The 20045-nt window shown below is 31.4% G+C and carries 14 protein-coding genes; 5 read left to right on the plus strand and 9 right to left on the minus strand.

The genetic code is table 11. The features are described 5' to 3' along the window. Nucleotides 1–8: 8 nt before the first annotated feature. Nucleotides 9–2423 carry a T9SS type A sorting domain-containing protein gene (locus ACW9UN_RS12745; protein ID WP_459486679.1) on the minus strand — a complete coding sequence of 805 codons (2415 nt, stop codon included), beginning with the start codon at nt 2421–2423 and terminating at the stop codon, nt 9–11. Nucleotides 2424–2792: 369 nt separating this feature from the next. Between ACW9UN_RS12745 and ACW9UN_RS12750 the strand changes: the two genes are divergently transcribed. After that, nucleotides 2793–3251, plus strand: a complete 459-nt coding sequence (locus ACW9UN_RS12750; protein ID WP_459486680.1) for a helix-turn-helix domain-containing protein — start codon at nt 2793–2795, stop codon at nt 3249–3251. Between the two features lie 76 nt (nt 3252–3327). Here ACW9UN_RS12750 and ACW9UN_RS12755 read toward each other — a convergent pair whose 3' ends face one another. After that, nucleotides 3328–3723 (minus strand): VOC family protein, encoded by a 396-nt coding sequence (locus ACW9UN_RS12755; RefSeq protein ID WP_459486681.1) that lies wholly within the window; start codon nt 3721–3723, stop codon nt 3328–3330. Nucleotides 3724–3935: 212 nt separating this feature from the next. On the opposite strand from ACW9UN_RS12755, the gene ACW9UN_RS12760 reads away from it, so the two are divergent. From ACW9UN_RS12760 to ACW9UN_RS12770, 3 genes are all read left to right on the plus strand, one after another. Further along, nucleotides 3936–4466, plus strand: a complete 531-nt coding sequence (locus ACW9UN_RS12760) for an RNA polymerase sigma factor (RefSeq protein WP_459486682.1) — start codon at nt 3936–3938, stop codon at nt 4464–4466. A gap of 2 nt (nt 4467–4468) precedes the next feature. Beyond that, complete coding sequence (locus ACW9UN_RS12765) at nt 4469–5257, plus strand: anti-sigma factor (protein WP_459486683.1); 789 nt, start codon at nt 4469–4471, stop codon at nt 5255–5257. Nucleotides 5258–5375: 118 nt separating this feature from the next. Next, nucleotides 5376–6965 (plus strand): M1 family metallopeptidase, encoded by a 1590-nt coding sequence (locus ACW9UN_RS12770; protein WP_459486684.1) that lies wholly within the window; start codon nt 5376–5378, stop codon nt 6963–6965. A 1009-nt stretch (nt 6966–7974) separates the two neighbouring features. Here the strand turns inward: ACW9UN_RS12770 and ACW9UN_RS12775 are convergent. From ACW9UN_RS12775 to ACW9UN_RS12805, 7 genes are all read right to left on the minus strand, one after another. Next, nucleotides 7975–8601: an SDR family oxidoreductase gene (locus ACW9UN_RS12775; protein WP_459486685.1), complete on the minus strand. Its 627-nt coding sequence runs from the start codon at nt 8599–8601 to the stop codon at nt 7975–7977. Nucleotides 8602–8706: 105 nt separating this feature from the next. Beyond that, nucleotides 8707–9795 carry an ImmA/IrrE family metallo-endopeptidase gene (locus ACW9UN_RS12780; RefSeq protein ID WP_459486686.1) on the minus strand — a complete coding sequence of 363 codons (1089 nt, stop codon included), beginning with the start codon at nt 9793–9795 and terminating at the stop codon, nt 8707–8709. Nucleotides 9796–9813: 18 nt separating this feature from the next. Further along, nucleotides 9814–10146 (minus strand): type II toxin-antitoxin system RelE/ParE family toxin, encoded by a 333-nt coding sequence (locus tag ACW9UN_RS12785; protein ID WP_459486687.1) that lies wholly within the window; start codon nt 10144–10146, stop codon nt 9814–9816. A gap of 347 nt (nt 10147–10493) precedes the next feature. Next, nucleotides 10494–12989 carry a DUF4268 domain-containing protein gene (locus tag ACW9UN_RS12790; RefSeq protein WP_459486688.1) on the minus strand — a complete coding sequence of 832 codons (2496 nt, stop codon included), beginning with the start codon at nt 12987–12989 and terminating at the stop codon, nt 10494–10496. Nucleotides 12990–13041: 52 nt separating this feature from the next. After that, nucleotides 13042–13539 (minus strand): SprT-like domain-containing protein, encoded by a 498-nt coding sequence (locus ACW9UN_RS12795; RefSeq protein WP_459486689.1) that lies wholly within the window; start codon nt 13537–13539, stop codon nt 13042–13044. A 6-nt stretch (nt 13540–13545) separates the two neighbouring features. After that, complete coding sequence (locus ACW9UN_RS12800) at nt 13546–17493, minus strand: Eco57I restriction-modification methylase domain-containing protein (protein WP_459486690.1); 3948 nt, start codon at nt 17491–17493, stop codon at nt 13546–13548. Beyond that, the gene (locus ACW9UN_RS12805) at nt 17483–18493 is read right to left on the minus strand and encodes a restriction endonuclease subunit M (protein ID WP_459486691.1); all 1011 of its coding nucleotides are present in this window, start codon (nt 18491–18493) and stop codon (nt 17483–17485) included. Before ACW9UN_RS12805 ends, ACW9UN_RS12800 begins: the two co-directional genes overlap by 11 nt. A gap of 514 nt (nt 18494–19007) precedes the next feature. Here ACW9UN_RS12805 and ACW9UN_RS12810 point away from each other — a divergent pair. Then, the gene (locus ACW9UN_RS12810) at nt 19008–19406 is read left to right on the plus strand and encodes an HU family DNA-binding protein (protein WP_459486692.1); all 399 of its coding nucleotides are present in this window, start codon (nt 19008–19010) and stop codon (nt 19404–19406) included. Nucleotides 19407–20045 lie beyond the last annotated feature (639 nt).

Consider the following 20045-nt stretch of genomic DNA (forward strand, 5'->3'; position numbering starts at 1 on the left):
TTAAAAACCTACTGTTTTATAATTTTTTTTATCATCTTACTTTCATCAGTCTTAACTTCTATAAAGTAAATTCCAGTATTTATTTTACTTAAATTTATTGTAGTTTGATTGTCTGTAAATGTATGTTGATAAATTAGTTCTCCTCTAATTCCATACAAGCGAATCAAATTATTTTTTGACGAACTATTCTCTATTTTGATTTTTATTTCATCCTTAAAAGGGTTTGGAAATAATGACAATTTATTTTCTTCTATAAATATATCGTTTGTACTTAAACTATTATCATCAAAAGAAGAGCTCGTTAAATTTGAACCAGCATTAAATACCCTGTTTTTTAAGGCATTCGTGTTTCCTTCCCAAGCACCCAAAGCCGGAGTTGTTTCGGAAGTTATACCAGGAATAACAACACCACTTGTATTATATGGAGAACCACTTTTTAGTCTGAAATTGCCATTGTTAGCATCTTCATAATGATTTGTTACATTAGCAATGGTTTCATTATTGTTAACAGTAATAGTATAATTTAATTCATTTGCTGTTTTCTGCGCAAAAATATTGAGGTTTGTTTCAGAAATTTTACCTACCGAACTTGGTTTTCCCTGCATTAAAAGATTGTTTTTAAAATGTAAATCATTTATGCCTCCACCATCTAACTGCCAAAAAGTAGCGAAATAGTTATAGTTCCAAAATGTATTGTTAAAATAATACATTTTTCTGGTGAGTTGTTTGGTTCTTGGCCCTAAATACATGGCATCCGCTTTGTATTCAGTTTCTACAGGTATTCCGTTTGTAACTCGTTTACTCACGTAATTACCAAGATTAATATCATAAACAAGGTTATGATGTACTGTATAATTATCAACATCTTCCAAATAAATGGCAACTACTTTTTGTCTTTTATAATTAGGATCAGTGTCATATGCTGGAATTCCTGTCATATCGTGAATTTTATTGTAAGCTATAACAGTACCTTGCATATTCAATTGGTTTGATTTGCCTGTACTTGTAAACATGATAGCCCCTGCATCTTCTCCCATAGACATCGCTTCGTAAAAATCATTGTCCATAATTTCAGCATATACGTGCTCTGTAGTTCTGATATGAAAACGAGAGGCACTCCCAAATGTATTGTGTGTTATTTTAGAGTTTTTACCTTGGTTGTGCAAGGCAACCGTAAATTGTCCCATCCATCCAATATCTTCAATAAAACAATTATTTACAATGGTATTATCAGAATCAGCTTCTATAATAATACCACTACCCCAAGTATGGCCAATATAGCAACTATTAAAAATAGTACTGTCTGCATTATCTAATACAATTCCTCCCTGATACACACCATAGTTTCTTCTGTACACATAAGGAGTTAGATATGTAAATTTGCACTTTGTAATCGATGTTGCATTGGCGTTTTTAAGTTCTACTTCACCAGCTTTAAAGTTTATATTCTGTATAGAAACATTATCAGCATTTACTTTAAGCACATGTTTGCGCCTTCTTATTTCAAAGTTTTTTCCATCAACTGATCCTCCTTCTGGCTTATAATATATTGTGTTTTCATTTTTTTTGTAAAACCATTCACCTTCATAATCTAAAACTGATAAATCCATAATATATCCAAACCCTTCAGGAGCAGAATACGCTTCTGATGTTGCCCAAGAATTTCCTTGTGTGCTATAAGATTTAAAGGTAACTAAACGATCTCCTGATTTTGTAATCTGACCACCATCCTGCGAATAGCAGAAAATATTATTTCTTACTTTACCAATAAAACCTCTTAGAATGGCTTCGTTTGTAAATGTAACATTGGGCAAATTTGGTGTGCCCTCGTGATTAGAAAACGTAACTTGAGCAGTTGCGTTTGTACCTATTGGTTTACTAGCGTTTAAAAGTACTGCAAAACCACTTTTTTGATTCAAAGGATCCATCATTTCACGATTTTGACCTTCGATATAACTTTCTAAAGGAGTTGTATTATTAGGGAATCTAGCAATTTGTTGGTGAATACCATTGACAAATAACTGCGTGAAACCTGTTTCTACTTGATTACTATTTAAGGTTAGTTTAAATACTCCAGCTCTGTTTGGGTCTGCTGTCCAACTCGTACTGCCATACCAATTTGCTCCAGAAATGGTAACCTTATCATTTTGATAGGGTTTTATAGTGATATTATTAACATTTACAGTTACTGTTTCTCTATAAAAACCTTGATGAATTACAATAATATCTCCAGAATTAACCAAGTTATTGTTAAATACATACATAATGGTTTTGTATGGTGCAGCAACTGTACCTCTTCCTGATAATACATTCACACCATCTTTGGCAATATGAATTTCTTCTGCATACGTATGTATTGTGCATAACAACATGATTGTAGAAAATAAAAAATAGCTCTTAGAAAAGAATGGTCGTTTTTTCATAGGATAAAAATTATATGGTAAAATTAACGGATGATGTTTCTTCCTTATACCACGAATAATCTAATTGACACCTTAAAATTTCTATTTTATATGATATTCATTTATATTTTTACTATTTACTTTCAATATAGGTGACTATGCTTGTAAAGTAGAACAAAATAAAAAAACAGGTACTAGTAATAGTTGTCTCAGCTTTGTGAAATTTTTACAAGGTTCTATTTTTATTAAAATTGATGAATTATTAAGTTGATACAATTTTTACATAAAAAAATCATTCTATTGTTAAGCAATAATTTTAAAAACCCAGGCATATTTTAAATCTACCTCTTTCGGTAATTTTATGGTTGTACCATTTATAGATTGTTAAAAATGATAGAAGTTCATTCTTTTGAAAGGCTCATCCTTTTTTTGCAAATCTTACAAAAACTAGCCTTAACTGTTGAATTTGATTTATTAGCAGGACCTAGTTTTACTGATAGTTTATCATCAAAAGAAAGTGAACGCATTAATGTTGTTTATAATTATTTAAAAGAACATCATCTGCAAAAAAATACGCTTGATGCTATTTCTAATCAAATGAATATGAGCAATGATACCTTTTCTAGATTCTTTAAAAAAACGTTTAACACTTCTTTCTTTTCTTTTTTAAATGAATACAAAGTTAGTATGGTTTGTAAAATGTTAATTAATGAAGATTTATCTATATCTGAAATTGCCTATAAAGTGGGGTATAATAATTTGACATTTTTTTATCGTCAGTTTCAAAAGCATATGGGCATGTCTCCATCAAAATACAGAAAAGCCTACCAAAGAATTCCTGAAATTTAGAATGATAAATTCTATCGGTTATAGAAATTTTGAACTGAAAATCTAACCAAGTTGTTAAGAAAGTATTCTTAAGAAGTTATAAAGTTTCTACTAATTGAATATTATTACCACAAGTATCGTTAAAAATTGCATATTTTACAGTACCTGCGGCTGTAGGTTTTACACTAAATGCTACATCTAATTGTAACAATCTTTCATATTCAGCATCTACATTATCAACATCAAATTGTGTGTAAGGATAACCCGCTTTTAACAATGCATCTTGATATACTTTGCAAGGTTCAAAATGATTTGGAGCTGGCTCTAACAATAATTCTGGTCCATCTTTCCAATCTTTAGAAACTAAAGTAAGCCATCTGTTTCCACCTCCTAGAGGTTCATCCTTCTTTACTAAAAAGCCTAGTTTTTTGGTGTAGAATTGAAATGCTTTTTCTTGATCTCTAACAGGAATGCTAATTAAAGTTACTTTCATTTTTTAGTGATTTGGTTGATTAACTTTCCAAATATCAAAAATTTAAATCTTTTTTACGAATCGTTCTAAAATTATTTTTTAGAAATGCCATTTATCAAGTGACAACCTTACTTTATTCAATTTTAATACTCCATACTTATGAACTGTATTTTTTTATCAAAAGAAATGAACTTAATACTTATAAATTTGTTTATTTTTGTTGCCGACAATTTATGAGTTTAGACCATTTAATTTTACAATTTCAAAACAAGGACGTAAAAGCCTACGAAAAGCTATATGCAATGTATTGCGATAGTATTTCTGGGGTAGTACATAATATTGTAAAAAATGATGATGTTACTCAAGAGATTACGCAAGATGTTTTTATAAAAGCTTGGCATAAAGCAGATACTTACTCTGCAAAAAAAGGGCGTTTTTTTACTTGGTTATTAAACATTGCTAGAAACGCTGCTATAGATTATACACGTTCTAAAAAATATAAAGAATCTAAACAAAACCTTAATGCAGATTTTTTCGTAGATATATTAGAAACCAGCAAAAGTTTAGATAATTCTACAAATACCATTGGTTTAAGAGAGTTTGTTACCAAATTGGGTGACACTTGCAAATCGGTTATAGAATTACTGTACTTTAAAGGATTTACACAAAAAGAGGCTTCTGAAAAATTAGAAATGCCTTTAGGAACCATAAAAACAAGAAATAGATCTTGCATTGGCGAATTACGTACAATGTTAGGCGCATAAAAATGGATAGTAAAACGTACATAGCATCTGGAATTTTGGAACTTTATGTTGCAGGATCACTTTCTGAAAAAGAAAATCAGGAAGTGTACGAGGCTATGCAAAAATATCCTGAAGTAAAAGCAGAAGTAGAATCCATAGAAAATGCAATTGTACAATTAACTGCTTTTACCAAAAAAGATGATTCGTATTCTTTTGATACTATAAAAAGTAAAATAGTGGTTGATGAGCCAAAAGTAATTCCGATAACAAAACCTACAAAAACAAACCATTGGAAACAATACATAGGTTGGGCTGCAGCTGTTGTTTTTGGAACGACATTAATTTTCTCGGTATTGCAAAATAGCAAACTAAAAAAGCAATTGGCTTCTGAAAAAGAAGTGTTAGAAGCCCAAATTGATAGTGCGTCTACCAGTTTAGCCGCTGCTGAAAAATTGATTGAAGTTTTTAGAGATAAAGACATTATTACTGTGCCTTTAGCAGGGCAAACAGTATCTCCAACTTCGTATGCAAAAGTGTATTGGGATAAAAAATCAAATTCCATTTACTTAGATGCCAAAGGTTTACCAGACCCACCAAAAGGAAAAGTTTATCAAGTTTGGTCTTTAAAATTAAGCCCTTTAACACCAACAAGTTTAGGTACTTTAGATGCTTTTACTGCAGATGCTAACAAAATATTTACCATTACTAATGCCAACGAATCTGAAGCTTTTGGTATTACACTAGAGCCTGCAGGTGGTAGCCCTTCTCCTACTTTAGAACAGCTGTATACCTTAGGTGCTGTTTCTTCATAAAAACCAAACTCTTCGTTTATATTTTTATTTAAACTATATTTATTTGAAGTCTAAATTGTATTTAATTGCTAAATTTAGATCTCAATTAACAACGCTCTTTTTTCCAATTTAATATATTATGATAAAAAATTATTCGTTAGTATTCATTGCGCTACTTCTATGTTCAATTGCCATCAAAGCGCAAGATTCGTATCCTAGAAATACATCTGCAGATGTGCTTCATTATGTTTTTAAACTTCATTTAAATGATGACAACAACCAAATTTTAGGAGAAACTTTGGTAACTGTTCACTTTAAAAAAGAGAGTACTTCTTTTGCTTTAGATTTAATTGGTAAATCTGACTTTTACGGAATGGAGGTTAGCCATATTTTTGAAGGTGATAAAAAAGCGACTTATAAACATGTTGGTAATAAAATTATCATTACACCATCATCAGACAGTTTAAAAACTAAAACTTTTAAAATACACTATCAAGGTATTGCAGAAAAAGGGCTGGTAATTGACAAAACCAAGTATGGTAAACGTTCTTTTTTTGGTGATAATTGGCCCAATTTAGCCAGACATTGGTTGCCTTGTGTAGATCATCCTTATGATAAAGCCAGCATAGAATTTGCCATTACTGCACCAGACAGCTATGATGTTGTTGCTACCGGAAAAAAAATAGAAGAAAGTAATTTAGGCAATGGCTATAAACTAACCAGGTATAAAGAAACTGCACCTGTTGCTACCAAAGTGGTTACTATTGGGGTTACAAAATTTGCAAGTAAACTGTTGGGCATGGTTCAGCAAATACCGGTTACTGCTTGGGTATATCCAGAAAATAGATTAAATGGTTTTTCTGACTATTCAATTGCTACCAATGTTTTAAAATATTACATACAAAATATTGGGCCATATTCTTACGCTAAGTTGGCCAATGTACAAGCTAAAACACAATGGGGAGGTTTAGAAAACGCAGGTACTATTACCTACTTTGAGAATTCTGTAAATGGTAAAAACGAAGTTGAAGGGTTAATTGCTCACGAAATTGCACATCAATGGTTTGGAAATTCTGCCACAGAAAATAGTTGGAATCATGTTTGGCTGAGTGAAGGTTTTGCAACTTATTTTACCATTTTGTATCAAGAAAAAATGTACGGAAATGAAAAACGAAAAGAAGAATTGGCGCTCGATAAACAACAAATAATAGCGTATTACCAAAAAAATCCTTCTCCAATTGTAGATTATTCTATAAAAGATCCTAAAAAAGTTTTGAGTACAAATACCTATCAAAAAGGCGGTTGGTTTCTTAATATGCTACGTCATAAAGTAGGTGACAAGGCTTTTTGGAACGGAATTCGTGCGTATTATAAAAAATACAGAAACTCAAATGCAATGACGGCAGATTTTCAGAAAGAAATGGAACTGGCTTCTAATCAAAATTTAGCTGATTTTTTTCATCAATGGCTGTTTGTAAAAGGTTATCCAGAACTAAAATGGAATTGGAAATACAAAAAAGGAAACATAATCATCAATATAAAACAAGTTCAACAACATTTTGTATTTGATTTTCCTTTAGAAATTGCCATTACAACAGGCAGTGTTACAGAACTAAAAGTTATTGATATGCATACAAAAACTACAACTGTAAAAATACCAATAGATCGCAAACCTAGCAAAGTTGTTTTAGATCCAGATTTTTGGCTTTTATTCGAAGATAAGAATTGATAAAATCATAATTCGTTTTGCACCATTCAATAAAGAGCTTATCTGAAAAGTATTACAACTTGTCATTCTGGCTGCAGCAATAGCATCTCATTGTTATCTCGACGTTATGGAGAGAGCTCTTTGTCATTCCGACTGCAATGGAGGAACCCTCTTGTCATCTCGACCTTGTGGAGAGATCTTTTGTTCGTTTTTCGTTGATGGTTTATCTTGATAGATTTCTCGACTTCGTTATCACTCCGCTCGAAATGACAGGCGGCAAGGTCATTCCGACTGCAATGGAGGAACCTCCTTGTCTTCTCGACCTTGTGGAGAGAGCTCCTTGTCATTCCGACCTTGTGGAGAGATCTCTCTGTCATTAAGACCTTGTGGAGAGATCTCTTTGTCATTCCGACCTTGTGGAGGAATCTTGTTATTGGTTGATGGTATTTCGTTGTTCGTTGTTCGTTGATGGTTTATGTTGATAGATTTCTCTATTCCGCATGCGCTTTAATCGAAATGACAGGCGGCTTGTCATCTCGACTTTATGGAGAGATCTGTTCTGTCATTCCGACTGCAATGGAGGAACCCTCTTGTCATCTCGACCTTGTGGAGAGATCTTTTGTTCGTTGTTAGTTAATAGTTTATCTTATTAGATTTCTCTATTCCGCTCGCGCTTCAATCGAAATGACAGACTGCTTGTCATCTCGACTTTATGGAGAGATCTGTTCTGTCATTCCGACTGCAATGGAGGAACCCTCTTGTCATCTCGACCTTGTGGAGAGATCTTTTGTTCGTTTTTCGTTGATGGTTTATCTTGATAGATTTCTCGACTTCGTTATCACTCCGCTCGAAATGACAGGCGGCTTATTTTCAAATCTAATCTTATCATCTCGAAATTATAGAGATCTCTTTGTCATTCCGACCTTGTGGAGGAATCTTTAATCACAAAACAAAAAACTATCGATTTTATAACCGATAGTTTTTAATTTGTACCTAAATATTAAGGTATATGTTGGCTATGCAAATTCCTTTAAGCAGTAGGTATTGCTTTCCCAATTAAAGTATCTCCTTTAATAATTTCGAAAGTATCATCTACTTCTGCTGTATCATGTAAAACTCGTACTAAGGTTTGTGCTACATCGTCTCTACTAATTTCTCCTCGTTTGTTTAGTTTGTGCTTTAATTCTATTTTTCCAGAGCCTTTTTCATCAGTTAACGTACCTGGTCTTACAATTGAATAGGTTACCTTACTTTGTTTTAAATATTCGTCTGCATTATGTTTGGCCTCTAAATATTCTTGCAAATCGTCTGCTTTTTCTGGGTGGTCTGCTCCCATAGAACTCAGCATTACAAACTTTTTAATATTTTGTTTTTCTGCTGCTGCAATTAATTTTTTAGCGCCATTTTCATCAACCTCTTTTACTTTTTTTCCTCCAGAACCTGCTGCAAATATTACTTTATCGATATTATGCACGGTATGCGCAACGTCTTCTTCTAAATCTGCCAAAATTGTTTTTATATTTCTTTGCGCAAATTGTTCTTCTTGCTCTTTTTTACGAACCATGGCAACTGGAGTAAAATATTGTGATGTTGCTAATAAATTTACTATTTTTTTTCCTGTGGTACCATTGGCACCTGCTACTAATATATTTTCCATATCACAAAGTTCTACAAAAAGAAGCCTAGAGGTTTGCTGATATCCTTTAAATGTTGATGGAAATGAAAACTATAATAAAAGTGAAGTATGTTGTTATAATCTATTTTAAATAAATTGTATGGGTTCAAAAAACTCATTTCCAATACCAAAATCAATTTTTCTAAGATGTTGTAATCTACCGATAATACAAGCAGGATGAGTTTCGAATTTTTTAGCATAAGTAATAATATCTTTTTCGTAAAGTTGTGTATTACTTAATATTTCGAGCTCTTGTTCTTTAGATAATAACCAATTTGCAGCAAATTCATCTGCTTCAAGTTCATATTCCTTAACTTCACCTTCTATTTCTATATTTTCTATAGAAATATATTTTTTACCATGTAATAATATGTGACCTATTTCATGAAAAAAAGTAAACCAAAAAATATCATTTCTTTTATACCTACCACTTAATTGTATCAATGGAAATTTACCAACCCATCTTGTTGAACCATGTATGGGAGCTTTTGGTAAACATGGTGTGTAAACTAATTTAACACCGGCAGTAGCGCAAATAGATTGTAGTTCTGAAAAGAAATCCTTTGGTTGTTTTACCATTAACTCTTTAATTTTTGGCAAAGCTTTTTTTAAATTAATAGAACTATATATACTTGCACTTTGATTTTGAGCTTGTAATTCTCCATGTCTTAACCAAGAAGCAATAGCTAAAGCATTATCTTGATTCTTTAACGATATTCTAAATGCAACTTGAGTTTTCCGATTGAAATAGTAATCTTCAAATCCTTTTTGAGACGCAACTCCAAAATAATTAAAGATATTAATCACTTTATCTTCATTTTTTTTGGTTTTAGGCACCCAACCCAAACTAGCCATTTTAGCATAAGGAAAGGTTTTAACCCATTCTTTAGCCATTTCAATATTTTCTTGATAATCTAACCTAGCTTTATACTCATCATAGTTTTTTTGAGACTCTATCCAAAAATGAGCAGGAACTTTTAAAACTTGTTCAAATAGAATTGCCATTTCAGGAGTTATGGAACTTCTTCCTTTTAAAACAGCAGATATGGTTTTTTCTGGTTTCCCTGTTTTTACAGCAAATTCCTTAGCACCCATTTGTTGCTCTTCTAATATTTCAATTAAAAATTCAGAAGGATGAGTTACACTTTCTGGATAATATTGATTTATTGTTGCCATTTCTTCTTTCTTTAGTTTTTAATGATAATCTACAATCTCAACTACTTCTACACCTAGAATTTCAATCCAAATATAGTTACCATCTTTGTTTGTAGGTATTGGGTCTTCTTGTGGTTTAAAAATCAATCTGTATGGTTGGTCTAAATCACAAGCCCATTGTCCTTTTCTATCTCCAGTCAGCTCATGAAATTTACCTGGTTGGTGTCTTACATCTTCCAATGTTTTAGAATTTCTTAACTGGTCTAGCCTCATTTTATACTTTTTATGCCTTAACGCTCCAAGGTTTTTAATACCTTGTTTGTCATTATTAGCATACTTCTCTAATTTTTTGTTTTCAAAACTTATATCCATTGCAAAAATACAATAATAATTAACATTAAGTGTTAATAAAAACACTAAATTTACTTTTAGTATAGAAGCAGCAAATTTTAAAACTAGGCACTCCAATCACTAAACTGACCTTCGGCTTGCTGCATAATTTCGGCTAGTATTTCATTTAGTTTTGTAATGGACACTTTACCTCGTAATTCTCTCTTATTATAAGCGTTCAAATATTTACAGTAATACACTTTATGATTAGAACACAATAATTTTAATGGTGCATGGCCATCTGTTTTTTTTTCTTCTATTAAAAGTTATGTGTTTACCGATTGTAACAACATGTTTATATATAATGGTTTTTGAATGTTTAACAATTTTTACCTCAATTTCTTAATTGCTGGTTGTAATGCAGATTCAAACTTTGGTAAGTATTCAATTAAAAATTTACTCATTTTATCCCAATCAGCTTTATCAAATAAATTAACACCAGTTAGCTCATACTTGATACGACTCATTTTATGTTCTGCCAATTCTTCCCATTCCAAAGGTTTACCAAAATCTTTTTCAATACTATCTTTTTGATTTAATAGCTTTTTAAAGTATTTCTTGTTCTTCTCTTTGCTTGAAGATGTAATACCCAATTCAATTCTTACGTATTTACTTGTTATTACAAAAGTGTAGTTTAAACCACTTATACCTGCTCCAGAACTTAACCAATGGTCTTTTGATGCATTTACATTGCCAAATAATTCTGTATCTACAATTTGAGGTAATAATTGCTTCCAAAACTCTCTACGTACTGCAAATCTATTTTGCGAATCTTTACTTTCTTTATCTTCATATTTTATAACTAACTCATCTTCAAGTTCAAATAGATTAAGTAGTTTTTTAAGACTACTAAACTTTGAATTACTATCTAAATTAGATTCTATAAAATAACCATTATCCAATTCCTGTGGTGTTCTAAAATCTTCAGCATTTCTTGTAATTTTAAAAATGTCTGTTGCTTCTAATAGTAGTTGTGGGTTCTTTTCATATAGTTTCTGAATAACATAAACATACATTTGAGATATCACCTCTTCATCTACTTTCGTATTTTCAAAAATGAAATACTCTAACTTTTTATGTGTTGGTGATTCTGCATTAAATATGTTTTGTGCCTCACTATTATCTGAAACAGGAATAGTTACATTAGGGTATTCCCAAATCTTTAGAAACCTATTGTAGATTAAATCAAAACGTGCATTATAGTTACTAATATCCCAATTATCTATTGTTTTCAAATAATCATTAAGCCATAGTCGACTAAAATTATAACCTTGTTCAGCACCTTGTTTGTTCATTGATTTTTTCTCTTTAAAAGACTTGTTGCTCAAAGCACCATTATTACCTGATAATGTTAGATTAGCAATTGTATTCACATACTTTTCTTTGAATTGAAAATAATCATCAGGTGTAATGTCCTTATTCCAATTATCATTGGGATTTTGAGGGAAGATGTGCTCAATGGTTATATGTTCATTAGATGTATCAACATATTCACGGTTATTAAAATTCTCTAATAACTCAAACATATAGTTCCTGTTTTTAGACTGAATATTGTATAAATCTTTATCTCTTAACGCTGTTTTTACATCTTCATCTGTTGAAAACTTTGCACTACCTCGTTTCTTTATTAATGCTATGGAATCAAAATATTCTTCTGTATCTACTTCAGAATATAAAGTCATAAATATTTTATTTAAAGCATTGGTAGGTAAACCTACCACAAATCTTCGCCACGTATAGGCTTGTATTAACTTTAATACTTTTAGTAATTCTTCATTTGTTATTAAACCATTTTCTGCATCTTCAAATACTTGTAATAGAAATGGAAACGCTACATTAATTTCAAGGCGTGAGATATATTCCAATTCTCTTCTTATGTTATGTTCTTGAACTGTAGAAGGATTAATAAACTTCTTGTAATGCGTAGAAAGCGATTTAATATTCTCTAACTCTTGATGATAGGCTTCATCTTTTAAAGCGTATAGCTTCTTAAACTCAATATATACCTTGTTTTTATTAGGTATCTTTTTATTACGTAGTGTTAGGTAGTCTCTTATATAAGAGGAAACTAAAGACTTCTGTTTCGTTAAATCTCTTGCATTTTCTTCAATAGGATTCCAAATTTGCTCAAATACTTTATGCTGATTTTTTGGATCTAAATCCATTAGAATGTAATTACGAATCAAATCGGATTGTGATAAATCTAAACCTGTAGAATTTAAACTCTCAAAAATACGTTGTGGGTCATCTTTACCACGTTCTAAAGATATTTCTACAAAAATGAGTCGCTTTAACCCATTTAGTATGGTATTAAAACTATCTTTTGTAATTGCTAATTTGAAAAAATTAAAGTTCTCAATTACATTAGAATAGTGTCCAAACTCATTTTCTGTAGCATTCATTATCGCTTTAAAAGCCAATGAATTGGTATCAGTTTGCTTTAACTTTAGTTTACTTGATTCTTGTTGAACGTATTGATTTACTAAAAACATATTATGCAACATATCTGCGTCTTGCTGCATACCATTATCTTTTGCGAATCTGTATAATGCTACATATAAAATATTAATGGTAGTCAATCTTTGTTGACCATCAATAATCACCAACTCTTTAACTTCACTCGTGCTATATGCACCCTCGTGAATAAATACGATGCTACCAATAAAATGTGTGCCTCTATTTGCTGTTTCTACAGCTATAATATCGTTTAATAATTCTTTACATTCATTATTTGTCCAATCATAATTACGTTGATATACAGGTATTACAAACTGTACATTAGGTGCTTGTAAAAAATTTATTATTGGCAATTCGTTTGCTTTCATTTTTATTTCATCGGTTTTATCATTTTTTCAATAAATTCAATTTCTTCATAACTCAATTTATATTTTTTGTAGAGTTGTTGGTCAATTTCTTCGATGGATTTAGTCTCTTAAATTCTAAAAGATACTTTTCATCAAATCTACCACCACCACATCTGCCACAAGACCATTGTTTCCTTGGTTTTCTATACCTATGAGATAGTTTGCCACAACTTTTACAAGTTGCTGTGTAATTTGGTTTAGGCATTTTTACTTTATCTCTTGAAAAACAACGCCTACCATCACAACCTATTTCTAAAGCTTTTTGCTGCCATACCCAATTATGACCATTTCCATTTCCTACTAACGCGTGTGCAATTTCGTGTAGAATTGTGTTTTTTACTCTATATTTGTCGTTTAACACTACAAAATGCCTCGATAAAGTAATATATCTACATCTGTACCGGCAACTTCCAAATCTTGTTTTAGCATTATCAAAGGTAAAATACCAATGTATTAAACCGTGTTTATCTAATAGATTTCTTGCTAATTTTTCAGCTTCTTCCAATCGCATAATGGCTTACATCGGTTTTATCATTTTTTCAATAAATTCAATTTCTTCATTACTCAATTTATACTTTTTGTAAAGTTGTTGGTCAATTTGCTCAACGGATTTAGTCCAGTTAATGTCCGATTTAGATGTAAAATCTTGAACTGGAATAAATTTGTAAGTTTTTGATGTAGCATCTTGACCAGCTTTACCAATACTATGTTGAAATCTAGCAAATTTAGTTTTAAAATATTTACACAGATTAGAAGCAGAACTTTCATCTAGTTTCAATCCAATTCCAACAACTATATAGGATTCCGTACATATTGTATTTGGCTTACCAATAAAAGTGTTTAAGTTGTCATCATTCAACTCTGTACCAATATTGTTAGCTCTCGCTGTTAAAACTTTATATTCACTAATCCAGTCTTCATTTTTAGTTATTTCGTCCCTTTCTAAATAACCTATTTGCTTACCTTTCCCATAACAGATAATTGGGCTTTTTAATCCTTTATTAGAACTTCTAAATTTTTTATCTTTTGTGAAATAACCTCTAAACCCAAAAGGCCTCAATGAAGATATATAATTTTCAAAAGATGTAAATTCGTCATTTAATTTTATTTTTTCTGTGATTTCAATCGCCCTATTATGTCGTATTAATATATCTGAGCCTTTAGTTTTTAGACTTCTCAAATTAATTTTTGGTTTTAAATTCTCGTTGTAAGTATATACTTTGGTTAAATCTTTTGAATTATCGTGTTGACTATCCCATAATAAATAGCAGATACCACCTCTAAGGTTGATGTTATGAAATATCACATCTGGTTTTAGAAAATCGTGTAATTCTGAAATTTTAGTATCGTTCAACATTTGCTCTCTAAAATCATTTAAACCTCTACCACCAGCATACCAGCGTGTTGGCATAATCATAGAAATATATGTAGGTTTAAGTTTTTTTGCAATGTTTACAAAATGGTGATAAATAGGCTTAGCACTGGCTTGAGCACCACCATCACTTTCTTGATATGGTGGATTACCAACTATCGCATCAAATTTCATACTATTATTATTTATTTTTAGACTATCATCTTCAATGAAGTCATTTGCTTCAATTAAGTCATAAGATGTATAATCTGATTCTATATTGCCAAGATCTATTTCTAGAAGTTTGTAAACTTTTCTCGTAAATTCATAAGCAACTTTTGATGTAGGAATTGAAAAAACATTATTAGCTATTTTTTTACCAAACTTTTTGTAAATAGCATATACAAATTCTCCTTGTTTTGCTGCAATATCTAATATTTTGGTTTCATTTTGTATAGCATCTTCTGGCAACGAATTAATCATCATATCAGTAACTATTTCAGGGGTAACAATCTCAGATACAGATAAGCGACTAAATTTTTTCATCGCGTTACTTGCTCTTTCTATTGGTGAAATAGTGCTATCATTTGCTAATGAATTGATATTTTGAATTTTATAATCTAACTCGCTTAAAACAAAAGGATTTAAGTGTTGTTGAAACAAAACAAGCACTTCTGTTTCTAAGTTCAAGTGTGTTGCTATTCTCAGATTGTTTAGGTCATCATTAATAGACTTGATAATTTCTTCAAGTGACTTGACTCTAGAATCTGTCAAGAATGAAAAGAAAAGTAGCCTTGCATAGTACATTGCAAACTTTCCTTTGTAATCTACTTTATCATCTTTTTCAGAATCTGTTTGTTTATCTCTTTTATCAGGTTTATCATCTGCATCTGGTTTGTTGCCTGTATCTAGGTCATCTCCTTCGTCATCAGTCGGTTCAATTTCTAAACCTTGTCTTGATTTTAAGCCACCTTGTTTTTCTATAACAGATTTAATTGCTTCAATTTCCAATAAGGAATAATCTATTGAAATTGACGTAGCTTCATCCAATACACTTCTTTCACTTGAATATTGACGAACTGCATTTAAAATATCTATTGGTTCAACTTGAACCATTTTTTTGTTATTAATTACTATAATTGGTGAAACTTGTAGTTCTTTTTCTATTCTTTCACCTAATCTTAAGTTTCCATTAGATTCTACATTTACATTATAAATTTGTGATTTATGTTCCTGCATTTGGAACATTCTGTTTGGATTAAAGTCAACCAACAAGGTTTGAGGCTTCATATTGTATTTAACAGAATCTCCATTAGGTTCTTTGTAGGTCTTTATAAATTGACTTTGAAGTCTAAAAATAGCTTGGTCGTATTCTTGAGGCGAAGCAGTATCTTTTAAATATAACATAGTATCCCATTGTGGAACTGTGCTACCTGTAAGCATTCTGTTTACTGTTAAAGTAATTGTTTTCTTGTTTTCACTTTCACATTTTTTAATTTTTGATTTTACGGATTGTGTGTCTTTGAAAATCTTTTCATTTTCAACTCCAGAAATATTAATTACCTCATACGAACTAAGGTTTTTAAACTCATTAGATTTAATTAAGTTTTCAAATGCGTCACAAGAAGCACGATAGGGAAGAACACAAACCATATGACGACACATTTTGCCTTCTTTAAGTTTGTCATAATCTAGAAAGCTCAATAAATTGTCATCATTTTTTTTGCCATCTATAACATTGAGCAAGTCAACAATTTCTTGCTCGTGAACGAATTTTTTATGTAACTCGGTTTTGGTGTCTTTTAGAATGGATTTTGGTTTGAATAACTCTGAAAAAGCATAAGTAACACCCATTTTTTTCAGTTCTTCCATTTTTTGTCTAGATGATTCGTTTGGGTTGAAAGCAAATCGAATCATTTGAGGAAAACCATAGTAAGGGTTTTCCCATTCTTTTGTGTCGTCTTTTGTTAAAAATTCATTATCCCATTTTTGTTGGTCATCAGCTATATTAGTAAATTGATAAAAGGCAATAATATCATCAGTTGTAAATTCACTGTTCATCAAGATACGATATGGTGTGCCCGATAAATGGATTCGAATTTTTGAGTTAATTGTCTTAGTTGTTTCTTCTAATTCGTCTAAAGATTCATCATTAAGTTTGGTTTCGCTTTTAAGTTCTTTTTTACTATTTAACTCTTTTAAAACCTTTCCATATTCTAAAGCTCTTGCACCAAAATGAGTTTCATCTATCAGCAAAAGGTCAATTTGATTTTCAAATACTTCCTTATGTTTGTTTTTTATGTCATCTCCTTGTAAGTCTTGCAGTGTAAGAAATAAGGCAACTTTTTCGTTAGCTTCTAATTTATCTTTTATGATTGTTTCGCTTTCTAAAAGTGAATTACTATCTAAAAAGTTAAATCCATCAAATTTGACGTGACTTTCAACCGTTTTCTTCCATTCATTTTTCACATCAGCTTTTGCAGAAACAATGAGAACAAATTTTGCGTTCATTTCAACCGCACAACACATAGAGGTAAACGACTTACCAAAACGCATTACTGCATACATTAAGAGATTAGTTCTACCATTATCAATGGCTTCTCTAAATCGCTTAATGGTCTGTTTTTGATTAGGCCTTGGCTCGTATTCTTGATTTCTAGCGTAGGTATGTGTTTCTGGTAATAAACTACCATCGAATTTGTAAAATTTATACTTGGGTTCATTGTTTTTGTGAGCATCTACAATATCTGTTATTGCGTCATCAATGTCACTGAGTTTAGTATCTTTAAAAAATTCGTTTGAATAATATGTGGTGGAATCTAAATCGCCTTGTACTAGTCTTAATTTTTTAAGTTCATATTCTAAATACTGATGAATAGCAAAGTCTCTGAAAAATGTTTCTTCGTCAGCTTTAGCGACTTTTTGATACTTTTTTTCAAGTTCTGGAAAATGTTTTCTCCATTCGTTAAGTCTTTGTTCAACAGGCCTGTAAGTATCACCAACTTTTAAATAATTAGGAACCGTTTCTGTTGTAAAAGCATAGATATGAGGCTCAACTCTTCCGATAATTATATCTTCTAAAAGTTGTATGTCGAGCTGATTATTATTTGCCATTGATTGATTGATGTTTATCTTGAAGTAGGTCTATAAACCTTATTTTTTTATCTTTTAAATCTGTGCTTGACCAATCCATAATAAAACAATAAATTCCATTATGTTCGAAAATCTTACTATTAAGACAGCCTTTGCAAAATGAATTATCGGTTTCTTCTTCTCCAAATAGGTTAACTGTTGTAGTTTTTATTTCACCACAAGAAAAAGGAATGACGCCTTTTAATCCATCCATTTGCCAAACATTCCAAGAAATTATCTCTGCTATATTTTGTATTGATTTAAGTAAAGGTTCTTTTTTAAATTTATATTTATAATTTTCTATGAATGTAAATAGCATTGACTCCCTAGCCAATAATAAACTATCCCCTTGCCATTCATAAGCATAAGTATTTTTATAAGCTGTTTTGGTTGCCTCAAGCCATTCGTTTGGTTGATCGACATTTTCATTTATTATTCTTAGTTTTCTATCAAGTAAACCAATTCTATTTTCAATTTCTATAAATTTCCCTGTTGTTGTATCATAACGACTTGTTATGTAAGGTGCTTCACCGCAAGAAATTTCTAGTCTTGTATCATTTACATAGTCTTTCCAAGATTTATCTTTAGGAAACTCAACTCTTTCTTGATTCGTTATCCATTTTTTTTGATTTGGTATTTCTTTATTAAATACATTTTTGCGTTCAAACCAAGCATTGTCTATCAAGTTGTTTTGAGCATTACAAATCCAAGATGGCGTGAAGACTTCAGCCATATTCTTAACTCTAGATTGTTGTAATATTTGGTCTTTTTGAACCCTTGGCATGATAACATTACCGTTAATACCTGTAATTAGTTCGGATTTAATCTGTTTGCTTTCTAAATATAATTCTCCAAGATGCTTATAATTACTAGTTGCCCAAATAATGTTTTTTTGAGTCGTTTGATCTCGCAAAAGAATATCCAATACCTGTGGGTATTTTTCTAAAATCTCATTTTCTAATATGTCTACTTGTACGTGCATTTATTATTAGCTAAAAACAATTATTAGTGTTATGCAAAAATGGATATAGTTTAGCAATTTTTACCCAAAAAAGATAAAGAAATAAATGTAAGAAAAAGCAGCCTACTAACCAAGGTAAGTCTAAAAAAATAAAATACGTCTCTTGTACCTCTTGTTTTATTTACACCATGTCATATCACTTACAAATTATGTGCATGTGTAGTAAGGTTTTATGTCATTTAGGTTCTCTTGCAACTTGCATCAAGAGGCAATGCAACATGCATCAAGAGGCCGTTGGTATTGCATCAAGACGCAACAACAAAAACTTCATTAACTTTTGGTACAAAGTTACCTTAGTTTTGGCACAAAGTATAGTTACTTTTGGCAAAAAGTACTAGTATTTTTACTCAAAAGTTCTAGTATATTTATATAAAAGTTCTAGTATTTTTTGATAAATATTGTAGTATATTTACCCAAGGGACATTTAGTAGCGTTTTAACCCCTTATTTATGAATCTTTTACAATATACAAAAAAATGGCATTACAGTACAGAATTACCAAAAGAAATAACAGCATTCAAAACAATACTTCACAATATATTTTACAGGCCATTAGCAGAGGCACCATAGATTTAGATAAATTAAGTGCCGATATTAGTAACGAGTGTAGTTTGCACCAAGTAGATGTGCAAGCAGTGCTATACGCTTTGGGTATAAAAATGAATTTTTATCTGCAAGATGGTTATGCTATAGATATGGGAGATGTGGGGAAATTTAAAATGGGTTTCCAATGTGTGGCAGCTGCAAGTCCGGAAGCTTTAAGTCCTAAAAAAAATATCAAAAAATTTACCATCAATTACCAACCTTCTCGTAAACTAAAAAAAATGCTGAAAGTTGGTGTGGAAGTGTATAAAGAAGGGAGCAGGCATTTGTAGTTGTTTTTTCGTTGTTTGTTTTTTGTTTTTGGTTGTTCGTTGATGGTTTATGTTGGTAGATTTCTCGACTTCGCTATCGCTCCGCTCGAAATGACAGACTGCAATGTCATTCCGACTGCAATGGAGGAACCTCCTTGTCATCTCGACTTTATGGAGAGATCTGTTCTGTCATTCCGACCTTGTGGAGGAATCTTGTTGTTCGTTGTTTGTTTTTTGTTGACGGTTTATGTTGGTAGATTTCTCGACTTCGCTATCGCTCCGCTCGAAATGACAGGCGGTAATGTCATTCCGACTGCAATGGAGGAATCTCCTTGTCATCTCGACTTTATGGAGAGATCTGTTCTGTCATTCCGACCTTGTGGAGGAATCTTGTTGTTGGCTGATGGTATTTCGTTTTTCGTTTTTGGTTGTTCGTTGATGGTTTATGTTGGTAGATTTCTCGACTTCGCTATCGCTCCGCTCGAAATGACAGGCTGCAATGTCATACCGACTGCAATGGAGGAACCTCCTTGTCATCTCGACTTTATGGAGAGATCTCTCTGTCATTCCAACCTTGTGGAGAAATCTTGTTGTTCGTTGTTTGTTTTTTGTTGACGGTTTATATTGATAGATTTCTCGACTTCGCTATCGCTCCGCTCG

The organism is Polaribacter litoreus, assembly GCF_054584775.1.